The sequence below is a fragment of the Klebsiella sp. HC6 genome, assembly GCF_022605325.1.
GTDB classification, from domain to species: domain Bacteria; phylum Pseudomonadota; class Gammaproteobacteria; order Enterobacterales; family Enterobacteriaceae; genus Klebsiella; species Klebsiella terrigena.
On the sequence record NZ_CP093276.1, the window covers coordinates 4383565 to 4403510 of the forward strand.

General features: G+C 63.3%; 18 protein-coding genes. 6 read left to right on the top strand and 12 right to left on the bottom strand.

The features are described 5' to 3' along the window. Positions 1–41: 41 nt before the first annotated feature. The 4 genes from MMW58_RS21310 to MMW58_RS21325 are packed head-to-tail and all read right to left on the bottom strand — an operon-like array spanning position 42 to position 4878. Complete coding sequence (locus MMW58_RS21310) at positions 42–1286, bottom strand: LVIVD repeat-containing protein (protein WP_241722047.1); 1245 nt, start codon at positions 1284–1286, stop codon at positions 42–44. Positions 1287–1295: 9 nt separating this feature from the next. Then, complete coding sequence (locus MMW58_RS21315) at positions 1296–2360, bottom strand: sugar ABC transporter substrate-binding protein (protein WP_045854426.1); 1065 nt, start codon at positions 2358–2360, stop codon at positions 1296–1298. 20 nt (positions 2361–2380) lie between these two features. After that, positions 2381–3379, bottom strand: coding sequence for an ABC transporter permease (locus MMW58_RS21320; protein WP_095094922.1), 999 nt, complete (start codon positions 3377–3379; stop codon positions 2381–2383). After that, positions 3376–4878, bottom strand: coding sequence for a sugar ABC transporter ATP-binding protein (locus MMW58_RS21325; RefSeq protein WP_241722048.1), 1503 nt, complete (start codon positions 4876–4878; stop codon positions 3376–3378). The genes MMW58_RS21320 and MMW58_RS21325 overlap by 4 nt, the downstream gene beginning before the upstream one ends. A 163-nt stretch (positions 4879–5041) precedes the next feature. On the opposite strand from MMW58_RS21325, the gene MMW58_RS21330 reads away from it, so the two are divergent. Continuing rightward, positions 5042–6133: an oxidoreductase gene (locus MMW58_RS21330; RefSeq protein WP_241722049.1), complete on the top strand. Its 1092-nt coding sequence runs from the start codon at positions 5042–5044 to the stop codon at positions 6131–6133. 104 nt (positions 6134–6237) lie between these two features. Then, positions 6238–6981, top strand: a complete 744-nt coding sequence (locus tag MMW58_RS21335; RefSeq protein ID WP_159236030.1) for an SDR family NAD(P)-dependent oxidoreductase — start codon at positions 6238–6240, stop codon at positions 6979–6981. Positions 6982–6990: 9 nt separating this feature from the next. Here MMW58_RS21335 and MMW58_RS21340 read toward each other — a convergent pair whose 3' ends face one another. The 7 genes from MMW58_RS21340 to entC all read right to left on the bottom strand — a co-directional run bounded on the left by MMW58_RS21340 (position 6991) and on the right by entC (position 14440). Further along, positions 6991–7188 (bottom strand): YbdD/YjiX family protein, encoded by a 198-nt coding sequence (locus MMW58_RS21340; RefSeq protein WP_041144534.1) that lies wholly within the window; start codon positions 7186–7188, stop codon positions 6991–6993. Positions 7189–7250: 62 nt separating this feature from the next. Beyond that, positions 7251–9356, bottom strand: a complete 2106-nt coding sequence (gene cstA, locus MMW58_RS21345; RefSeq protein ID WP_133596751.1) for a pyruvate/proton symporter CstA — start codon at positions 9354–9356, stop codon at positions 7251–7253. A gap of 257 nt (positions 9357–9613) precedes the next feature. After that, positions 9614–10027, bottom strand: coding sequence for a proofreading thioesterase EntH (entH, locus tag MMW58_RS21350; protein WP_041144532.1), 414 nt, complete (start codon positions 10025–10027; stop codon positions 9614–9616). Next, complete coding sequence (gene entA, locus MMW58_RS21355) at positions 10028–10783, bottom strand: 2,3-dihydro-2,3-dihydroxybenzoate dehydrogenase EntA (RefSeq protein WP_241722050.1); 756 nt, start codon at positions 10781–10783, stop codon at positions 10028–10030. Then, positions 10783–11634 (bottom strand): isochorismatase, encoded by an 852-nt coding sequence (locus tag MMW58_RS21360; protein ID WP_045854420.1) that lies wholly within the window; start codon positions 11632–11634, stop codon positions 10783–10785. Before MMW58_RS21360 ends, entA begins: the two co-directional genes overlap by 1 nt. 13 nt (positions 11635–11647) lie before the next feature. Then, entirely contained in the window at positions 11648–13255 is a 1608-nt protein-coding gene (gene entE, locus MMW58_RS21365; RefSeq protein WP_241723766.1) for a (2,3-dihydroxybenzoyl)adenylate synthase EntE, read from the bottom strand. A 9-nt stretch (positions 13256–13264) separates the two neighbouring features. Next, a complete protein-coding gene (entC, locus tag MMW58_RS21370; protein WP_159236028.1) occupies positions 13265–14440 on the bottom strand; it encodes an isochorismate synthase EntC in 1176 nt (391 codons plus the stop codon). Positions 14441–14627: 187 nt separating this feature from the next. On the opposite strand from entC, the gene fepB reads away from it, so the two are divergent. Then, positions 14628–15587: a Fe2+-enterobactin ABC transporter substrate-binding protein gene (fepB, locus tag MMW58_RS21375; protein WP_134525396.1), complete on the top strand. Its 960-nt coding sequence runs from the start codon at positions 14628–14630 to the stop codon at positions 15585–15587. Positions 15588–15629: 42 nt separating this feature from the next. Here fepB and entS read toward each other — a convergent pair whose 3' ends face one another. Next, on the bottom strand, positions 15630–16871 hold the full coding sequence (gene entS, locus MMW58_RS21380) for an enterobactin transporter EntS (RefSeq protein WP_241722051.1): 1242 nt from the start codon (positions 16869–16871) through the stop codon (positions 15630–15632). Between the two features lie 258 nt (positions 16872–17129). Between entS and fepD the strand changes: the two genes are divergently transcribed. The 3 genes from fepD to fepC are packed head-to-tail and all read left to right on the top strand — an operon-like array spanning position 17130 to position 19917. Next, complete coding sequence (gene fepD / locus MMW58_RS21385) at positions 17130–18137, top strand: Fe(3+)-siderophore ABC transporter permease (protein ID WP_159236026.1); 1008 nt, start codon at positions 17130–17132, stop codon at positions 18135–18137. Further along, positions 18134–19126, top strand: a complete 993-nt coding sequence (gene fepG, locus MMW58_RS21390; protein WP_041144525.1) for an iron-enterobactin ABC transporter permease — start codon at positions 18134–18136, stop codon at positions 19124–19126. The genes fepD and fepG overlap by 4 nt, the downstream gene beginning before the upstream one ends. Beyond that, complete coding sequence (gene fepC, locus MMW58_RS21395) at positions 19123–19917, top strand: iron-enterobactin ABC transporter ATP-binding protein (RefSeq protein WP_045854415.1); 795 nt, start codon at positions 19123–19125, stop codon at positions 19915–19917. Before fepG ends, fepC begins: the two co-directional genes overlap by 4 nt. The last annotated feature ends 29 nt before the right edge of the window (positions 19918–19946 follow it).

Genomic DNA, 19946 nt, shown 5'->3' on the forward strand with positions numbered 1-19946 from the left:
CGGGCAGCGCGCTGCCCGGGCTCTCCATTCACCGCCCTTCCCTACCCCAAATACTCGATCACCGACAGCCCGCCGTTATAGTCGGTGCTGTAGATAATCCCCTGCGCGTCAACGAACACGTCGCAGGACTGGATCACCTGTGGGCGACCCGGACGGGTATCCATCATCTTCTCCGGCGCCGCGGGCACCAGCGCCCCGGTTTCTACCGGCCGGTAGGGGTCGGAGATGTCGTAGGCCCGCACGCCCGCGTTTTGGTAAGTGGCGAAAATCAGCGTCGAGCTGACGAAGCTTCCGGGGCGATTCTCATGCAGATTATGCGGGCCAAAATGCGCCCCTTTCGCCACATAGTCGCTCTCCCGCGGCTGCGGGAAGGTCGAGATGCTGACCGGATTCGCCGGGTCGCGGATATCGAACAGCCAGATCAGCTTCTCGCCGTCCTGCTGGTTGTCGAGCACCGCTTCGTCGAGCACCACCAGTAAATCGCGATCCGGCAGCGGCAGCGCGGTATGGGTGCCGCCGCCAAACGGCGGGCTCCAGTTGCGGAGGCTAATCAGCTTCGGCTGGGTGCGGTCCTTGACGTCGAGCAGGGTCAGACCGCCGTCGCGCCAGCTGCCGTAGGCGGTATCTCCGGCGATAATGGCGTGATGCAGGGCGTAGCGTTTCCCCTGCGGCCAGCTCGCCGTCTCCCCTGCCGCCTGGTTCATCCCCGGCAGCCACCAGCGCCCGGCGACCTGCGGCTTGCGCGGATCGGCGAGATCGATGGTCAGGAAGATATAGTCGCTAAAACCGTCGATCAGCGCGGAAACGTAGGCCCAGCGGCCGCCGACGTACCAGATTCGATGAATGCCGATCCCGTCGAGCGACAGAAAGCTGATTTCCCGCGGTTTATCCGCAACGGAGATATCAAAAATACGCAGCCCGGCGCTCCAGCCCTTCTCCCGTACGTCGCTGACCGTCTCCCCCACCGAACGGGTATAGTAGACCTTCTCGTCGGCAAAGCGGGCGTCGGCAAAGAGATCCCGGGCGTTGATCACCAGCAGCAGATCGTCGTGCGCCTGCAGGTGCACGTTCCAGGTGCCGGGCGGCGCGGCGACGTAGTTCACCGCTTTGGGGTTTTTCGGGTCGCGAACGTCCACCACCGAAAAACCCTGGGACACCATGTGGCCGATATAGGCAAAGCCACGATGCACCATCAGCTGGACGCCGTCCGGGCGTCCGCCCTGATCGCTATGCCCAATCAGCCGCATATTGCGGCTGTAGTCGGGACGCGGGAGTTCCGTCGCCATACCTGCTCCTTACTTGTTTTTAGCTTCCAGGGTGGCGAACCACGGGGCGATAAAGTCTTCGGTCTGGCCCCAGCCCGGAATGATTTTGCCAAGCGACGCCACGTTTACCGCCCCCGGCTGCGCGGCCAGCAGCGCCTGAGGAATTGCCGCCGCTTTAAAATCGTAGGTTGCAGGCGTCGGCTCCCCGGCAATCTTGTTGGCCACCAGACGTACGTTGGTCGCCCCGATAAGCTTCGGATCCACGGCCACGCTCACCTTCCACGGGCTGCCGGATTCGCGCATCAGCTGCAGATCCTGGTTAGAGATATCAATGCTGTAGAGCTTAATCTCGGTACGGCCGTTCTCTTTCAGCGCCTTATAAGCCCCCTGGCTGAAGGCGTCCCAGGTACCCCAAATCGCGTCAATTTTGCCTTTCGGGTATTTCGCTAAGATCGCCCCGACTTTGTTGGCGGTATCGCCCTGCACGTCGGAGGAGACGGCGCCGATCGACTCCAGCTCTTTGATGCCCGGGTTCTGCTTGAGCAGCGCCTGGTAAGCCACCTGACGGCGCTCCATCGGCGGGAAGCCGGCGACCCACAGCTTGATAATGTTGGCTTTACCGTTGAAATCTTTCACCAGCTGACCAAAGGAGAGATCGGTCAGGGAGGCGTCATCCTGCTGGGTCACGGTCACGCCCGGGATCTCGCCGCTGACGGCGGTGTCGAATACCGCGACCTTGATCCCGGCGTCCACCGCCTTCTTCACCAGCGCGGTCGAGTAGGGATCGCGCCCCTGGGAGAGAATAATGCCGTCATATTTCTGGCTAATGGCCTGATTGACGAAGTCCTGGAATTTCGCGTCGTCGCCGTTGCTCAGGAAGGTGCTCATTTTAAAGCCGAGCTTCTTGCCTTCCTGGATAGCCCCGGAGACAAACTGGGTGGTGTTATCATCGGAACCCAGGTTACGGATCACCGCAATGCGGATCGGTCCGTTATGTTCAGCGATAGCGGCCGGCACCGGCGTTGGCGTCTCAGCATAGGCGGCTACGGAGTTGAGCAGCCCCAGCGCGATAAGAGAAAGCGTTATTTTTTTCATCATGTTTACCCTGTTTATAATTAGGTGCGGCGCTGAAAATAGGTCAGTGCTAACGCGCCAGCCAGCACCAGCCCTTTAATAATGTCCATTGCGTAGTACGGAACCGAGAGCATCACCAGGCCGTTGGAGAGCACCCCGAGGATCACCGCCCCCACCAGCGTGCCCAGCGCGTTCGGTTTGCCCGAGCCCGCCAGCGAGAAGCCGATCCACGCCGCCGCCACCGCGTCCATCAGGTAACCGCCGCCGGCGTTAACCTGGGAGGAGCCGATGCGCGACGCCAGCAGGATGCCGCCGAGGCCCGCCAGCAGCGAAGCGATAACGTACGCCGCCACCTTGTAGCGCGTGATGCGCAGGCCGGAAAGACGCGCGGCCTCCGGGTTGCCGCCGATGGCGTACATCCGCCGCCCGTGGGTGGTGAAAGAGAGCGCCAGCTGGGCAACCACGGTCACCGCCAGCATAATAATGACAATCGTCGGCACCTGCCCCAGCAGGCCAAACGCCGCCGGAATGGTCCCTTCCGCCATCTCGCCGCTCGGCAGCACCATGTTCTCGGTAATCGAGCCGCCGTAGCTGTAGGTCATCGCCACGCCCTGAATCACGAACAGGCTGGCGAGGGTCGCGAGCATGTCGGGAATGCGCAGCACCACGATCAGAAAGGCGTTAAACAGCCCCACCAGCGTACACAGCGCCAGGGTGATCAGAATCGCCTCCGTGGTGCCAAATCCGTGCCAGACGAACAGCGAAATCACCAGCGCGTTCGCCAGCGAGGCGGTCGAGCCGACCGACAGGTCGAATCCGCCGATGGTGAGCGAAATCGACACCCCGATGGCGATCACCGTCACGATGGCAATCGAGCGCAGAATGTTGATGATGTTGAACGGGTCGAGGAAGTTATCCGATGCGAGGCCAAAAACGGCGATCAGCAGCACAACGGTCAGCAACATGCCCCATTTGTAGAGAAAATCGAAAAATCGCTGACGGCTCGATGCCGTCGCGGTAGCGGTCAGGGCCTTGCTCACGCTGCTGCTCCTCCGGTGGAGTAATAAAGTAGGGTCTCTTCGCGGGCCTCTGCGCCCGCTATTTCTGCCACAATGCGGCCATCCCACAGCACGCAAATGCGGTCGCACAATCCAACCAGCTCCGAGAATTCGCCCGAGGCGTAGATCACCCCTTTGCCTTCTCGCGCCAGCCCGTCGATCAGGTTGAACAGGTCGGTCTTTGCCTTCACGTCGACGCCTTTGGTCGGCTCATCAAAAATCAGTACGTTAGCGCTGCCGCGCAGCCATTTACCGATGGCCACCTTCTGCTGATTGCCGCCGGAGAGACGACGCAGCGTCTGGCCCGGGCCGGTGGTGCGAATACCGATCCGGGCCACCACCTCCTCCGCCCAGCGCCACGCCTGGCGATGGCCAAACAGGCTCCAGCGCGAAAAGCTGCTATCGGCGCTCACCGCGAGGTTCATGGCGATAGGCTCTTCGATAAAAATCCCCTCCTTGCGCCGCTCCTCTGGCACCAGCGCCAGCCCGCGGGTGACGGAGTCCGCCGGGTCGCGCGGGCGCCACGGCTGGCTGTTCAGCTCGCCGCGCGTCAGGCGGCTTTTGCTGGCGCCGAACAGCGCCTTGCACAGCTCGGTTTTACCGGCCCCCGCCAGCCCGGCGATGCCGAGAATTTCGCCTTTGCGCAGGCGCAGAGAGATATCCTGCAGCAGCCCCTCGTCGTGCAGCCCTTCCACCTGGAGCAGCACCTCTTCACCGTGCGGCGGGCGCTTCGGCGGAAAAATATCGCTAAGCTCATGGCCGAGCATCTTTTCCACGATCTGCTCGCCGCTGAGCTCCGCCATCGGGCCGCTTTCGATCAGCCGTCCGTCGCGCAGCACCGTTAAGGTGTCGCAAATGGCCTTCAGCTCATGAATGCGGTGGGAGATAAACACCACGCCGATCCCCTGCTGCTGCAGGCGGCGCACCACGGTAAACAGGCGTTCGCTTTCGTGACGATCCAGCGGCGCCGTCGGTTCATCAAGGATCAGAAAGCGGCAGTGGTGCGACAGGGCCCGCGCCAGCAGAATTTGCTGCTTCTCGGCCAGGGAGCAGCTATCGATAGAGCGGCGCACGTCAAGAACGATATCCAGCTGGGCCAGCGCGGCCCGGGCCTGCTCGCGGACCCGCCGCCAGCTAAAGCCCTGGCCCGGCAGCGCCAGCCGGTCCAGCATGATGTTCTCGGCAATGCTCAGGCCGGGAACCAGCGCCACGTCGACTTCCTGCTGCACCAGATGAATGCCAAGCTGCTTTGCATCGCGTGGAGAACGAATATTTACCGGCTGATTATTGATGACAATCTCGCCCTCATAATGCGCGTGTGTCCCGCAGAGCACCGCCATCAGCGTCGATTTTCCCGCGCCGTTGGCGCCGGTCAGCGCGTGCACGGTCCCCCCCTTCAGGGAAAACGCCACGTTGTTCAGCGCCCGAAAGCCGGAAAAGGCCAGGTTAATGTTGTGCATCTCGAGGCGATTGGCTGTCATCCCCTGCTACCCTTTACGATTAATATTTTGATTTAATGAATTTTTCACAGCCGCCCTTGACTGACAACTGCGTAAAAGGCATAAGATAAAACGAAATAATATTAGCCATCCGGATGTCCAGACATAACATCAGGTTAGCGAAACGACAATAAGGTCAGCCTCTATGAGCAACAGCGATATCCGCGTGGTCCCCGGCCCCGCCAACTACTTCTCCCATCCCGGCAGCCTCGCTCGGCTGCATGATTTTTACAGCGCAGAGCAGCTTTCCCGGGCGCTATGGATCTACGGCGAGCGGGCAATCGCCGGCGCAGAACCCTTTTTACCCGAGGCCTTCAATGCGCCCGGCGCCAAAAAAATCCTCTTTAAGGGCCACTGCAGCGAAAGCGACGTCGCCCGACTGGTTCGCGAGGCGGGTGAAGACCGCTCCGTGGTGATTGGCGTTGGCGGCGGCGCGCTGCTGGATACCGCCAAGGCGGTGGCCAGGCGGCTTGCGCTACCGGTGGTGGCGATCCCGACCATCGCCGCCACCTGCGCGGCGTGGACTCCGCTGTCGGTGTGGTACAACGACGCCGGCCAGGCGCTGCATTTTGAAATTTTCGACGACGCCAACTTCCTGGTGCTGGTGGAGCCGCGGATCGTCCTCAACGCGCCTGAGGAGTATCTGCTGGCGGGGATCGGCGATACGCTGGCGAAATGGTATGAGGCGGTGGTGCTGGCACCGCGGCCGGAAACCCTGCCGCTGACCGTACGCCTGGGGATTAACGGCGCGCTGGCGATCCGCGACGTCCTGCTGGAGAGCAGCGAAACGGCGCTCGCCGACCGGCAGCGCGGCGAGCTGAGCCAGCCGCTGCTGGACGTTATCGATGCGATTATCGCCGGCGGCGGGATGGTCGGCGGCCTCGGCGAGCGCTACACCCGGGTTGCGGCAGCCCACGCGGTGCACAACGGCCTGACGGTGCTGCCGCAGACGGAGAAGTTTCTCCACGGCACCAAGGTCGCCTACGGCATTCTGGTGCAGAGCGCCCTGCTCGGCCAGGATGCGGTGCTGGCTCAGCTGGTGGCGGCCTATCAGCGCTTTAACCTGCCGACCACCCTGGCAGCGCTGGATATCGATATCAACAACCGGGGCGAGCTGGATCGGGTCATTGCCCATACCCTGCGCCCGGTCGAGTCCATCCACTTCCTGCCGGTGGAGCTGACGCCGCAGACCCTGTACGCCGCCTTCGCGAAGGTGGAAAATTTTAGCCACGCCTGATGCGACGACGCCGGTGGTGAAAACGGCCGCGGCAAAAAGAGGCGGTTTGAAGGATTACGTATATACCTAATGATGCATCTCAACGCTCACGTCACGAGGTCATCATGCAGATCGATTTAACAGGTAAGAAGGCGCTGGTTACCGGAGCCAGCCGGGGGTTAGGCCGCGCGATTGCGCTATCGCTGGCGCAGGCCGGGGCCGATGTCGTTATCACCTACGAAAAGTCCGCCGACAAAGCCCAGGCGGTTGCCGACGAGATTCGCGCTCTCGGTCGCCGCAGCGAGGCGGTGCAGGCCGATAGCGCCAGCGCGCAGGCCATTCAGCACGCCGTCGCCCGCACGGTGCAGAGCCTCGGAGGGCTGGATATTCTGGTTAATAACGCCGGGATCGCCCGCGGCGGGCCGCTGGAGTCGATGTCCCTGGAGGATATCGATGCGCTGATCAACGTCAATATTCGCGGGGTGGTTATCGCGATTCAGGCAGCAATCCCCCATCTGCCGGACGGCGGGCGGATTATCAATATCGGCAGCTGTCTCGCCAACCGCGTCGCGTCTCCCGGCATTGCGGCGTACGCGATGACTAAATCGGCGCTTAACTCCCTGACCCGCGGCCTGGCGCGCGATCTGGGGCCGCGCGGTATAACCGTTAACCTCGTGCACCCGGGGCCAACCGACAGCGATATGAACCCGGCGGACGGCGAACAGGCCGAGCCGCTGCGGCAGCTTATTGCGCTCGGACATTACGGTCAGCCTGAGGATATCGCCGCGGCGGTAACCTTTCTGGCAAGCCCGGCGGCCGGACAGATTTCCGGTACCGGACTGGACGTAGACGGGGGGCTTAACGCCTGAGGGGGTGGCCTAGCAGCACTTCGCGCCGCCCTTGCCGCCGTAGCGCGCGTCCTGGCGCTCGCGAAAGAACTCTTCGTAGGTCATCGGCGTCTGCTCAGGGTGGGTCTGGCGAATATGGGCGACGTAGTTATCGTAATCAGGCACGCCAATCATCATCTTTGCCGCCTGGCCTAAGTATTTTCCCGCTTTCGAAAGGGTATCGAACATTTTTCTCTCTCACATCATCCTCTCCCTTACGGGAGAGGATTAGGCTAACAAAAACCGGCTGGCTAATGCGCGCGTTTCGCCTGGGTGACCAGGCTCTCAGCATCGGCGGGCATCGCTTCGTACGGCGTCTCTCTGGCGGTAGGATGCTCCTCTTTCAGCGCCGCCAGCGCGGTTTTGATTGAGAACAGCGCCAGCACTACCACCACCACCATAAAGAAGATGGTCAGACCGGCATCCAGGCGGTTGTTAAAGACCAGCTGCGCCAGCTGGGATTCGGTGTACTGCGGCGGGATAGAGCCGCTGTCGATCATCGCCTGGAACTTATTGGCGATCGCCAGGAAGCCGACTTTGGTATCCGGACTGAACGACTTCTGCCAGCCGGCGGTCAGGGTACAAATCAGCAGCCACGACGTGGGCAGCAGCGCGACCCATGCATAGCGCTGACGTTTCATTTTAAACAGTACCACCGCACAGAGCATCAGCGCCATCCCTGCCAGCATCTGGTTGGCGATGCCGAACAGCGGCCACAGGGTGTTAATCCCGCCGAGCGGGTCCACCACTCCCTGGTGCAGGAAGTAGCCCCACGCCAGCACGCACAGCGCCGTCGCCAGCAGGTTCGCCGGCAGCGAGCTGGTTCTCTTCAGCCCCGGGCTTATCACGCCGAGCAGATCCTGCAGCATAAAGCGCGCCGCGCGGGTGCCGGCATCCACCGCCGTCAGAATAAACAGCGCTTCAAACAGAATGGCGAAGTGGTACCAGAAGGCGACATCCATCAGGCCGCCCAGCGAGCCGTGCAGGATGTAGGCCATCCCGACCGCCAGCGTCGGCGCGCCGCCGGCACGGGAGATAATCGACTGTTCGCCGACCTCGCTGGCTATCTGGCGCAGCGTATCCGGGGTGATGCTAAAGCCCCAGCTGCTGACCACCTGCGCGGCGGACGCCACCACGTCGGTGGTTCCGGCAGGCGCCAGCACCGCCATCGGGCTGTTCATCGCAAAGTAGACGCCGGGGTCGATAACGCAGGCCGCCACCAGCGCCATAATGGCGACGAAGGATTCCATCAGCATGCCGCCATAGCCGATAAAGCAGGCCTGGCCTTCGTTGGCGAGCATTTTCGGCGTGGTGCCGGAGGCGATCAGCGCGTGGAAGCCCGACACGGCGCCGCAGGCGATGGTGATAAACAGGAACGGGAACAGGCTGCCGCTCCACACCGGGCCGGTGCCGTCAATAAATTTGGTCAGCGCCGGCATGGTCAGCGTCGGGCGCATGATCAGAATACCGATCGCCAGCCCGACGATGGTGCCGATTTTCAGGAAGGTCGAGAGGTAGTCGCGCGGGGCCAGCAGCAGCCAGACCGGCAGCACCGAGGCGATAAAGCCGTAGCCCACCAGAATCCAGGTCAGCTGCACGCCGGTGTAGTCAAACCACGGCGCCCAGGTCGCACTTTCGGCAACCCATCCGCCGGAGACGATGGCAAACACCAGCATCACCAGGCCAATCACCGATACTTCGCCAATGCGCCCCGGGCGCAGATAGCGAATGTAGATCCCCATAAAGACCGCCAGCGGGATGGTGAAGGCGACGGTATAGGTTCCCCACGGGCTGTGGGTCAGCGCTTTCACCACGATCATCGCCAGCACCGCGAGGATGATCACCATGATCATAAAGCAGGCCACCAGCGCCAGCACCCCGGCGGTGGGCCCCATCTCCTCTTTCACCAGCTCACCGAGCGAGCGGCCGTCGCGGCGGGTCGAGACGAACAGCACCATAAAGTCCTGCACGGCGCCGGCCAGCACCACGCCGGCGAGGAGCCAGATCATCCCCGGCAGGTAGCCCATCTGCGCCGCCAGCACCGGCCCAACCAGCGGTCCGGCGCCGGCAATGGCCGCAAAATGGTGACCGAACAGCACTTTCTTATCGGTCGGAACGTAGTCGAGGCCGTCGTTGTGCCGCACCGCGGGCGTCATCCGCGTCGGGTCAACCGCCAGCACGTTTTTGGCGATGTAGAGGCCATAGAAGCGATAGGCAATCAGATAGATACAGACCGCCGCCACGACAATCCATAGCGCATTAATCTGTTCGCCGCGGTTTAAGGCTATGTAGCCGAGGGCAAAGGCTCCAATGACGGAGAGCAGTGTCCAGATGAGGTATTTCCCTGAATTATTCATTATCGGGTTCCACGATAGGGTAATCAATCTGTTACATTTTGTTTCTAGAACACAACGCAGATTTTAACAACGTCGAAACCCTGGAGATGTCGCCCGAAGGCAGGGATTTGTCTCACATTGCTAGCGAGATCACTTCTGGCAGGAAAATAGATGAAAACAGCAGGGTCGGAAAGACGCTCGCGCCGCGCCCGAACGGGCTACAGAAATAAAACCGTAGCCCGAACGGGACGCGGCGCGAACCGGAGGATGGTGGAGCGCTAGCCGAGCACCGAGGTGCCCAGGCGGCAGGTGCAGCAGCGCCGTCCGCGTTCGTCGAAGACGGCAATTTCCCAGCTTTGCCCCTGGCGGCCGAGGTGCAGAGGGCGGCACTCGCCGCGAACCTTCCCGCTGGAAACCGCCCGATGATGGGTGGCGTTCAGCTCGGTGCCGACCACGCACTGGCCCTCTTCGGTCATCAGCCAGCCGGCCATCGAACCCAGCGTCTCCGCCAGCGCCGCCGACGCGCCGCCGTGCAGCAGGCCAAAGGGCTGATGGGTGCGGGCATCGACCGGCATTTCGGCCTCCAGCAGGCCCTCTTCCAGCCGGGTATAGACAATGCCCAGATGGGCCACCATCGTATTCGCGCTGGTGGCGTTAAGCGCCTCCAGCGTCAGCTGACGTTTCCAGGCCATCTATGCCCCCAGCGTCGAGCCGCCGTCGACCACGATATCCTGCAGCGTGATATGGCTGGCGTGATGGGAGGCGAGGAACAAAATGGTGCTGGCAATCTCCTGCGGCCGGGCGATCTTACCCAGCGGAATGCCGAGCTTGAACTGCTCGCCAAAACCGCGAATGCGCTGCTGCTCGGCGTCATCGCTGACCCACAGCGTGCGCTGCATATCGGTGTCGGTTGAGCCCGGCGAGACGAGGTTGCAGCGCACTCCGCTGCCCGCCAGCTCAAGCCCGACGGTCAGCGCCAGGCTCTTCAGCGCCGCTTTCGACGCGCCGTAGGCGCTCATCCCGATGCGCGGCGTATGCGCGGCGTCGGAGGCCACGGTGACGATCGCCCCGCCCCGCTGGCGGCGGAACTGGGGCATCGTCTGCTGGAACAGGTTAAACGCGCCGCCGACGTTAACGGCGAAGGTCTGCTGCCACTCTTCAACGCTCAGCGCATCGGTGGCACCCATGCGTAAAATACCCGCCGCGTTGACCAGCACGTCGAGACGCTCAATGCCGTTCAGCAGGCGCCCACACACCTCGGCCACCTGCGGCGCGTCGGCCACGTCCAGCGTCTCGGTGGCGAACGGATAGCTTTCGCCCGCGAAGGCGAGGTCAAAACCGGTGACCTGCGCCCCGGCCTCGACGAAAGCCAGGGCGGTGGCGTAGCCGATGCCCTTACCCGCCCCGGTCACCCATACGGTCTGACCCTGAAAATCGAGCGCGGCCACTATTTCACCTCGCGGGAGAGCAGCGCCCACCAGGCATCAATCGACGGATTTTTCGCCAGCATCACGAAGTCGATATCGCCGTGCACTTTGCGCCAGCGCGCGGCCAGCGCCATCATGCGCACCGAATCCAGGCCGTAGTCGATGAGGTTTTCATCATCCATCGGCTCGTCGGACTCGTCGAGCAGCGGCAGCACCAGCGCGCGCAGCGCCGCCTTTGACGCCGGCAGCGGCAGCAGCTCTTCGGTCATCACCACCCGACCGCAGCGTCCGGCAACGTATTTCAGCGCCATCAGATGCTCTTCGCGGCTAAAGTCCGCCAGCGCGTCGGCAACGAAGAACGGCTTGATGTCGCGCATAAAGGCGTCGGTCGCGGTCGTCATGCAGCCGATATGGGCATAGACGCCGGTGACGATCAGCTGATCGCGCCCGGCCTCTTTCAGCATCTCTTCCAGCGGCGAACGGTGGAACGCGCTGTAGCGCCACTTCACCAGTACGGTGTCGTTTTCGTCCGGCGCCAGGGCGGCAATCACCCGCTGCTGCTCCGGCGAGCGGGTCAGACCCGGTCCCCACATATCGTTCAGCAGGGCGCGGTCTTCATCGCTCTGCTCCTTCGGCTGCGCGGTGTAGAACACCGGGATATCGTGCTGCTTGCAGAAATCGCGCAGCGCGGCAACGTTGGCGACCACTTTCGCCATCATCGCGCTATCTTCACCCCAGAAGTTGAGGAAATACTCCTGCATATCGTGGATAAGCAGCGCGGCGCGGGACGGCTCAAAGGCCCAGCTCACTTTGTTCGCCGGGATATCGCTGGCTTCCGGCAGCGCGTAAGCCTGTAATTGAGGAATGGCCATTCTGTCTTCTCCTTCAGCCCAGCTTGCGTTCAGCCAGCCACTGACGTAATTGTTTTTTATCGACTTTGCCCACCGGCGTCAGCGGCAGCGCGTCCACGCACTCCACCCGATCCGGCAGCTTAAATTCAGCCACGCCCTGCTCGCGCAGGAAGCGACGTACCGCGACCGCGCGCAGCGGCTCTTTGACCACCAGGTACGCGCAGCTTTTCTCCCCCAGCAGGCTATCCTCCATGCTCACCAGCGCGGCATGGATCGTCGCCGGGTGGCGCAGCAGCAGGTTTTCAATCTCTTCCGCGGCGATCTTCTCCCCGCCGCGGTTGATCTGATCTTTCTCGCGCCCCTGCACGGTGATATAGCCGTCTTCGTCGATCGAGATCAGATCCCCCGAGCAGTAGAAGCCGTCGGCGTCAAACGCCTCCAGGTTATGCTGCGGGCTTTTATAGTAGCCGCGGAAGGTATAGGGCCCGCGGGTCATCAGGCGGCCGACTTCGCCGCGCGGCAGCGGGTTGCCTTCGGCATCGGCGACCCACACTTCGTCGTCAGGGCTCATCGGGCAGCCCTGGGTATTGATAATGCGCTGCTGGCTATCGTTGAGGCGGGTGTAGTTCACCAGCCCTTCCGCCATGCCGAAGACCTGCTGCAGCTGGCAGCCAATCTCGGCCGGAATGCGCGCGGCGAGCGTCGCGGACAGGCGCGCTCCGCCAACCTGCAGCAGCTGCAGCGACCGCAGCTGCGCATTGCTGCCCCATTCGTGGATCGCCTGCAGCCACAGGCTGACCGCCGGCGGCACCAGCGAGGCAACATTAATCTGATGCTTTTCAATCAGCGGGAAGCACAGCGTGGCGCTCGGGTCGGCGGCAAGGATCACCCGGCCTCCGGCCAGAAACACCCCCAGCGATCCCGGCGAGCTCATCGCATAGTTATGCGCCGCGGGCAGCGCGTTGAGATAGCGCGTCTCGGCGCTAATCGCGCAAATTTCGTTGCTGCGGCGAATGCTGTATTCGTAATCGTTATGGGTGCGCGGGATAAGCTTAGGCGTGCCGGTGCTGCCACCGGAGAGCTGGAAAAACGCCACCTCATCGGCAGGCGTTGGGTTGGCGATAAAGCCCTCGGCGGGCTGGGCGATCGCCGCGGCCAGGTCATACTCGCCGCTATCGCCGCGCAGCAGCGCCACCCGCACCGACGGATGCTGCTCAATAAAGCCGTTGAGGAAGCTATCGTCGGCAAACAGCGCGTGCTGGCGATCGGCCACCAGCAGCGCGGGTTCAATCTGCGTGGCGTAGGCGTTGAGCTCGCTGCGCTGATGGCTGAACAGCGCGTTGACCGGCGCCACGCCGATGCGCAGCAGCGCAAAGAAGGTGATGTAGAACTCGGCGACGTTGCCCAGCTGCACCAGCGCGGTTTCGCCGCGCTTGAGCCCCATCCCCTGCAGGGAGCTGGCAAGGTTATCCACCAACCGGTTGAACTGGCGATAGCTGTACTGAACCTCGCCGTCGATAATCGCCACGGCATCGCTTGCCGCGTGACGGGTAATCAGCTCGGTTAACGGCAGATCCTGCCAGTAGCCTTTTTCACGGTAGCGGGCGGCAAAGCTTTCCGGCCAGCGGTTAAATGCAATCATCATCGCCTCTTAATACAAGCCGAACACGTTCAGCATAGTGGTCAGTTTGACGCCGGTTTCGCGCCACTCTCCCAGCGGGGAGGAGGCCGGAACGATCCCCGCGCCGGCAAACAGGCGCAGCGTGTTCTGCTGCAGGCGAGCGCAGCGAATGGTCACCACCCACTCGCCGTTGCCTTCGTCATCACACCAGCCAACGATGCCGCCGAACAGCTGGCGATCGAACGGCTCCAGCTCGCGGATCAGGCGCGTGGCGGCCTGGTGCGGGAAGCCGCTGAGGGCCGGCGTCGGATGCAGCAGGCAGGCCAGCGACATGGCGTTCTCCCCGGCCGCGGCGGTCCCGGAGATGGGCGTCGCCAGATGCCATAAGGTTGGGGTGGTGATCAGCTGCGGAGAGTCCGGCAGCGACAGCTCGCGGCTGCGCGGCGCAAGCACCGCCTTCATCGCCTGGGTCACCAGCTCGTGCTCGTGGCGATCTTTGCCGGACGCCAGCAGCTTATTGCCCGCCTCGCGATCCAGCACATCGTCCGGCTGACGCCGGGCCGAGCCCGCCAGCGGCAGGGAGCTAAAGCTATCGCCCTCTTTACGCAGCAGCAGCTCCGGGCTGGCGCCGAGCAGAACGCCGCCATCCGAGAGCGGCACGTGGAAGTTATAGCTGGCGGGGTTTTGCGCGATCAGGCGCTCCAGCAGCGCACCGCTGTCCACGCGATCGCGGGTGGTGATATCGATCAGGCGCGACAGCACGACCTTATCGACTTCCGGCGTAGCGGTCAGCGCGGCGGCGCGCTCGACCATTGCCATAAATGCGTCCTGCTCGGGGATCTCCTGGCGGGCCACCACGTCCATCGCCGCCTGGCCCGACGCGTAGCGCGCGGAGCGCTGCTTGCCGGTGCGGGAGAAGGTTTCCCAGCGCTCGGGAATAAACAGTTCGGACGGCTGGCGGGTATCGAAGGGGATCGCGCCGACCATCACCGGCTTGCTGATCCCGGCGGCTTTCGCCTCCTGGAACGCGGCGGCCATTTTTTGCTGGAATTCACCGGACAGCGCATCGCCGTCGGCGGCGGAATGAGAGAAGCGCCTGAAACAGCCTGAAGTGCTAAAACTGCGGTACGGCGACATAAAGAAGAAGCTTTCTGGTGCCAGGGTCATTTTTTGTTCCCGTACATCTTCGGCCATTGACGTTTCCATATCATCCTCCAAAAACGATAAAGATATTACGAATAATTATCATTTATATTTTGGTTGGCTAACCTAAAAGGTATTGCTCTACATGTCAACCGTATAAACAGCATGTTGTGCTACTTAGGCTTGCATCCCTGCGGCACAAAGCTGAAAATGAGACGCATTTATCTCAACTCAATCAGGACGCAAATTCGTGAATTTCTCCACTTTGTGCCGCCGTACCCTGCTGGCCTGCGGGCTGGCGTATTTAGGAATTACCTCAGCGTTCGCCGCCGACTGGCCGCGTCAGATTACCGACAGCCGCGGCGCGCACACCCTTGAACAGCGGCCGCTGCGCATTGTTTCCACCAGCGTCACCCTCACCGGCTCGCTGCTGGCGATTGATGCCCCGGTGGTCGCCAGCGGGGCCACCACGCCGAATAACCGCGTGGCCGATGGCCAGGGATTCCTGCGCCAGTGGAGCAGCGTGGCCCGCGAGCGTAAGCTGGCGCGGCTCTATATCGGCGAGCCGAGCGCCGAGGCCGTGGCCGCACAGATGCCGGACCTGATCCTGATTAGCGCCACCGGCGGCGATTCCGCGCTGGCGCTCTACGATCAGCTTTCTACTATTGCGCCGACGCTTATCATTAACTATGACGATAAGAGCTGGCAGGCGCTGCTCACCCAGCTCGGAGAGATTACCGGCCAGGAGAAGCAGGCCGCGGTGCGCATCGCCGAATTTGATAAGCAGCTGGCGGCGCTGAAGCAGCAGATGAAACTGCCGCCGCAGCCGGTTAGCGCGCTGGTTTATACCGCCGCAGCCCATAGCGCCAATCTGTGGACGCCGGAGTCGGCCCAGGGCCAGATGCTCGAACAGCTGGGCTTTACGCTGGCTACCCTTCCCGGCGGGCTGCATGCCAGCCAGAGTCAGGGTAAACGCCACGATATCATCCAGCTGGGCGGGGAGAACCTGGCCGCCGGCCTCAACGGCCAAAGCCTGTTCCTGTTCGCCGGCGACGAGAAGGACGCTCAGGCGATTTACGCCAATCCGCTGCTCGCCCACCTGCCTGCGGTCGAAGCCAAACGCGTCTATCCGCTGGGCATCGAAACCTTCCGTCTTGACTACTACAGCGCCATGCTGGTACTGCAGCGCCTCGCAGCCTTCTTCGGCTAAATCCTCTTCCCGGCCGGCGTAACGCCTGGCCGGGAAGCAGCCTCAGATTTCGCTCACCGTCTCCGGGCGCTGAAAGCGGCGCAGTTCGCTCAGCAGCCCAATCAAAATCGCACCAACGATAACCAGCACCCAGCCGCTGGCGCTTGCCGACGCGACCGGGGTCATCATCACGCCGAGGCCGCCCAGCAGCGCGGCGCCAACGGCATCGCCGGTGACGTTCTGCGCGGTCCACAGGCCGTTGATGCGCCCAAGCATCGCCTCCGGCGTCTGGGTTTGAATCAGGGTGTACTGCAGCAGCGAACTGATGGCGCTCAGCCAGCCAAACAGCGCCAGGCACAGCGCGCCCAGCTGCCACAGCGGCATCAGGCTAAACAGGGCAATGGCGACAAAGGAGCCAACGGTGGTGGTCAGCATCAGCGCGCCCGGCCTGGCGGTTTGCGCCAGCTGGCCGCTGGTGAGCGCCCCGAGCGCTGCGCCCAGCGGGATCGCGGCGTACAGCAGGCCAATTTGCGAGGCCGACATCTGCCAGCCTTCGGCCAGCGCCGGATAGAGTACGCGCACCGCGCTCGCCATCGTCAGCAGGCCGCCGAGCAGCGCAATACCGCCAATCAGCGGGCTATTAAAGAGGAATTTAAGCCCCGCCAGCAGCGACTTCAGCGGATGCTCGCGCGGCTGAGGCGGCGGCGGGAGCTGCGGTAAACGCAGCAGGGTCAAGGTGGTGATAAAGGTTCCGGCCGCCGCCAGGCCGTAGTTCCAGGCCACGCCGCCGGTCGCCAGCAGCAGACCGCCGATCATCGGCGAAATCACCGAGCCCAGGCGCACCGTCAGCATGGTAATCGCCCCGGCCTGCATCAGATTTTCCCGGCCAACCAGCGCGGGGGTTGCCGCCAGCAGCGCCGTGACGCCCAGCGAGGCGAAGAAGCCGTCCCAGACGCCCAGCAGGTAGATGGCCGCCAGCGAAGGCTCGGGCAGCATGGCGTTGAGGCACAGGCCGACAAAACCGACCCCGCAGGTGCCGCGCGCCAGCAGGATCAGGCGCTTGCGCTCGTAGCGATCCGCCAGCACGCCCCCCACCATCAGGCCGATAAACATCGAGGCGCCGGTCAGGGTGACCGAGAGCCCCACCTGCAGGGTGGAATGGGTCATCATCTGGATTTGTACCGGGATAGCAACGCCCAGCAGGCCAAGCGAGAGGATAGAGATAAAGCGGGCGATAAAGACGGCGCGAAACGCCGGATGCGTTTTCAGCAGGCTCAGGTTCAGCAGCCGGGATTGTCGGTTCATTACAACACCTTGTTATTATTTTCCATCGATACTCGTTATACGTCGGGCGACAGATGCGCTGGCGGCAGCCGGTCAATCCCGGCCTCGCGATAGCGGCGCGTCGGCCGCCGGGCGCTGACCGCTCGGGCACTCACGCCCTGCCGTCGCGATGCATCCCGAATGATTTGCGTATACCATTCTTAGGGGCCGCCATGCTAACATAACTGAATAGAATCGATAACGATAATTACTATCATTATCATGTCAGGGATGTGAACTATGTCGTTTTCTACGACCAGGGTGCGCGCCGTCGCCGTGCCGGGTCTGCTGCTGATCTTAGCCGTTGCGATTGCGCTCAGCCTGCTCGTTGGCGCCAAACCTCTTCCACTCAACGTCGTTGTGGATGCCTTTACCGGCACCTGTCAGAGCGCTGACTGCACCATCGTGCTCGATGCCCGCCTGCCGCGCACCCTTGCCGGGCTGCTTGCCGGCGTCGCGCTGGGGCTGGCGGGAGCGCTGATGCAAACCCTCACCCGCAACCCGCTGGCCGACCCCGGTATCCTGGGCGTCAACTCCGGCGCCAGCTTCGCGATCGTGCTGGGCGCCGCGCTGTTCGGTATTCATTCACCGCAGGAGCAGCTGCTGATGGCCTTTTGCGGCGCCTTTGCCGCCTCGCTGCTGGTAGCCTTCACCGGCAGCCAGGGCGGAGGCCAGCTTAGCCCGGTGCGCCTGACGCTGGCCGGCGTCGCCCTGGCGGCGGTGCTCGAAGGGCTCTCTAACGGCATTGCGCTGCTTAACCCCGACGTTTACGACCAGCTGCGCTTCTGGCAGGCCGGCTCGCTGGATATCCGCACCCTGCAAACGCTAAAAATCGTTCTGCTCCCGGTACTGATCGCCGGCGCGGTGACGCTGCTGCTCAGCCGGGCGCTGAACAGCCTGAGCCTCGGCAGCGACACCGCCACCGCCCTCGGCAGCCGGGTGGCGCGCACGCAGTTTATCGGCCTGCTGGCGATCACCGTCCTGTGCGGCAGCGCTACGGCGGTGGTCGGCCCCATCGCCTTTATCGGCCTGATGATGCCGCACATGGCGCGCTGGCTGGTGGGCGCCGACCACCGCTGGTCGCTGCCGGTCACCCTGCTGGCCACCCCGGCGCTGCTGCTGTTTGCCGATGTTCTTGGCCGCCTGCTGGTGCCCGGAGAGCTGCGGGTCTCGGTGGTCAGCGCCTTTATCGGCGCCCCGGTGCTGATCTGGCTGGTGCGTCGTCAGCCGCGCGGAGGTGCAATGTGACCGCCCCTTCCCGTCGTTTGCTGCTCAGCTGTTTTATCCTGATCGTCGCCAGCGTGGTCGTCTCCCTCTGGGGGCTCGGCAGCGGCCTGGTGCCGCTGCGGGTGGAGCAGGTTATCTCCGCACTGCTGGGCGACGCCCCGCGTAATATCACCATGGTGGTCACCGAATGGCGGCTGCCGCGGGTGCTGATGGCGCTGCTGATCGGCGCGGCGCTGGGCGTTAGCGGCGCGATTTTTCAGTCGCTGATGCGCAACCCGCTGGGCAGCCCGGACGTGATGGGCTTCAACACCGGCGCGTGGAGCGGCGTGCTGGTGGCGATGGTGCTCTTTGGGCAGAACCTGACGGCCATCGCGCTGGCGGCGATGGTTGGCGGGGTGCTGACCGCCCTGCTGGTCTGGCTGCTGGCCTGGCGTAACGGGATTGAAACCTTCCGGCTGATTATTATCGGTATCGGCATCCGCGCGATGCTGGTGGCGTTCAATACCTGGCTGCTGCTGCGCGCGTCGCTGGAGACCGCGCTCTCCGCCGGGCTGTGGAACGCCGGTTCGCTCAACGGGCTGACGTGGGGTAAAACCTGGCCGTCGGCGCCGCTTATTGTGCTGATGCTGGCGTGCAGCGTGCTGCTGGTGCGGCGCATGCGCCTGCTGGAAATGGGTGACGATACCGCCTGCGCGCTCGGCGTGCGGGTCGAGCGCTCTCGCCTGCTGCTGATGCTGGTGGGGGTGGTGCTGACCGCCGCCGCCACCGCGCTGGCGGGTCCGATCTCCTTTATAGCGCTGGTGGCCCCGCATATCGCCCGCCGCCTCAGCGGCACCGCGCGCTGGGGTCTGACCCAGTCGGCGCTGTGCGGCGCGCTGCTGCTGGCGCTGGCCGACTATAGCGCCCAACGCCTGTTTATGCCCTATCAGCTGCCGGTGGGGGTCGTCACCGTCAGCCTCGGCGGTATCTATCTCATCGCACTGTTAATTCAGGAGTCCCGCAAAAAATGACCGCTGTAACCCCCCGTTTGCGCGGCGACCAGTTGACCCTGGCATACGGCAAAAAGATCATCGCCGAATCGCTGAACGTGACCATTCCCGATGGCCACTTCACCGCCATCATTGGCCCCAACGGCTGCGGAAAATCGACGCTGCTGCGCACCCTCAGCCGCCTGATGACCCCGACCAGCGGTCATGTTTACCTCGACGGCGAGCAGATCCAGCGCTACGCCAGCAAGGACGTCGCCAGACGCATCGGCCTGCTGGCGCAAAATGCCACCACCCCGGGCGATATTACCGTCCAGGAGCTGGTCGCCCGCGGCCGCTATCCGCATCAGCCGATGTTCACCCGCTGGCGGAAAGAGGACGATGAGGCGGTCAATCAGGCGATGCGCGCTACCGGCATCACCGACCTTGCGCAGCAGAGCGTTGATACGCTCTCCGGCGGCCAGCGCCAGCGCGCGTGGATTGCGATGGTGCTGGCGCAGGAAACCGCCATCATGCTGCTCGACGAGCCGACGACCTGGCTGGATATCAGCCATCAGATCGATCTCCTCGAGCTGCTGAGCGAGCTGAACCGCGAGAAGGGTTATACCCTGGCGGCGGTGCTGCACGACCTCAACCAGGCCTGCCGCTACGCCACCCATCTGATTGCCCTGCGCGACGGCAAAATTATCGCCGAAGGGGCGCCGAAAGAGATCGTGACCGCCGAGCTTATCGAGCGGATTTACGGCCTGCGCTGCACCATCATCGACGACCCGGTCGCCCACACGCCGCTGGTGGTGCCGCTGGGCCGCCGCTAGCCTCTGGTCTTCCCCCGGCTAAAGCATAA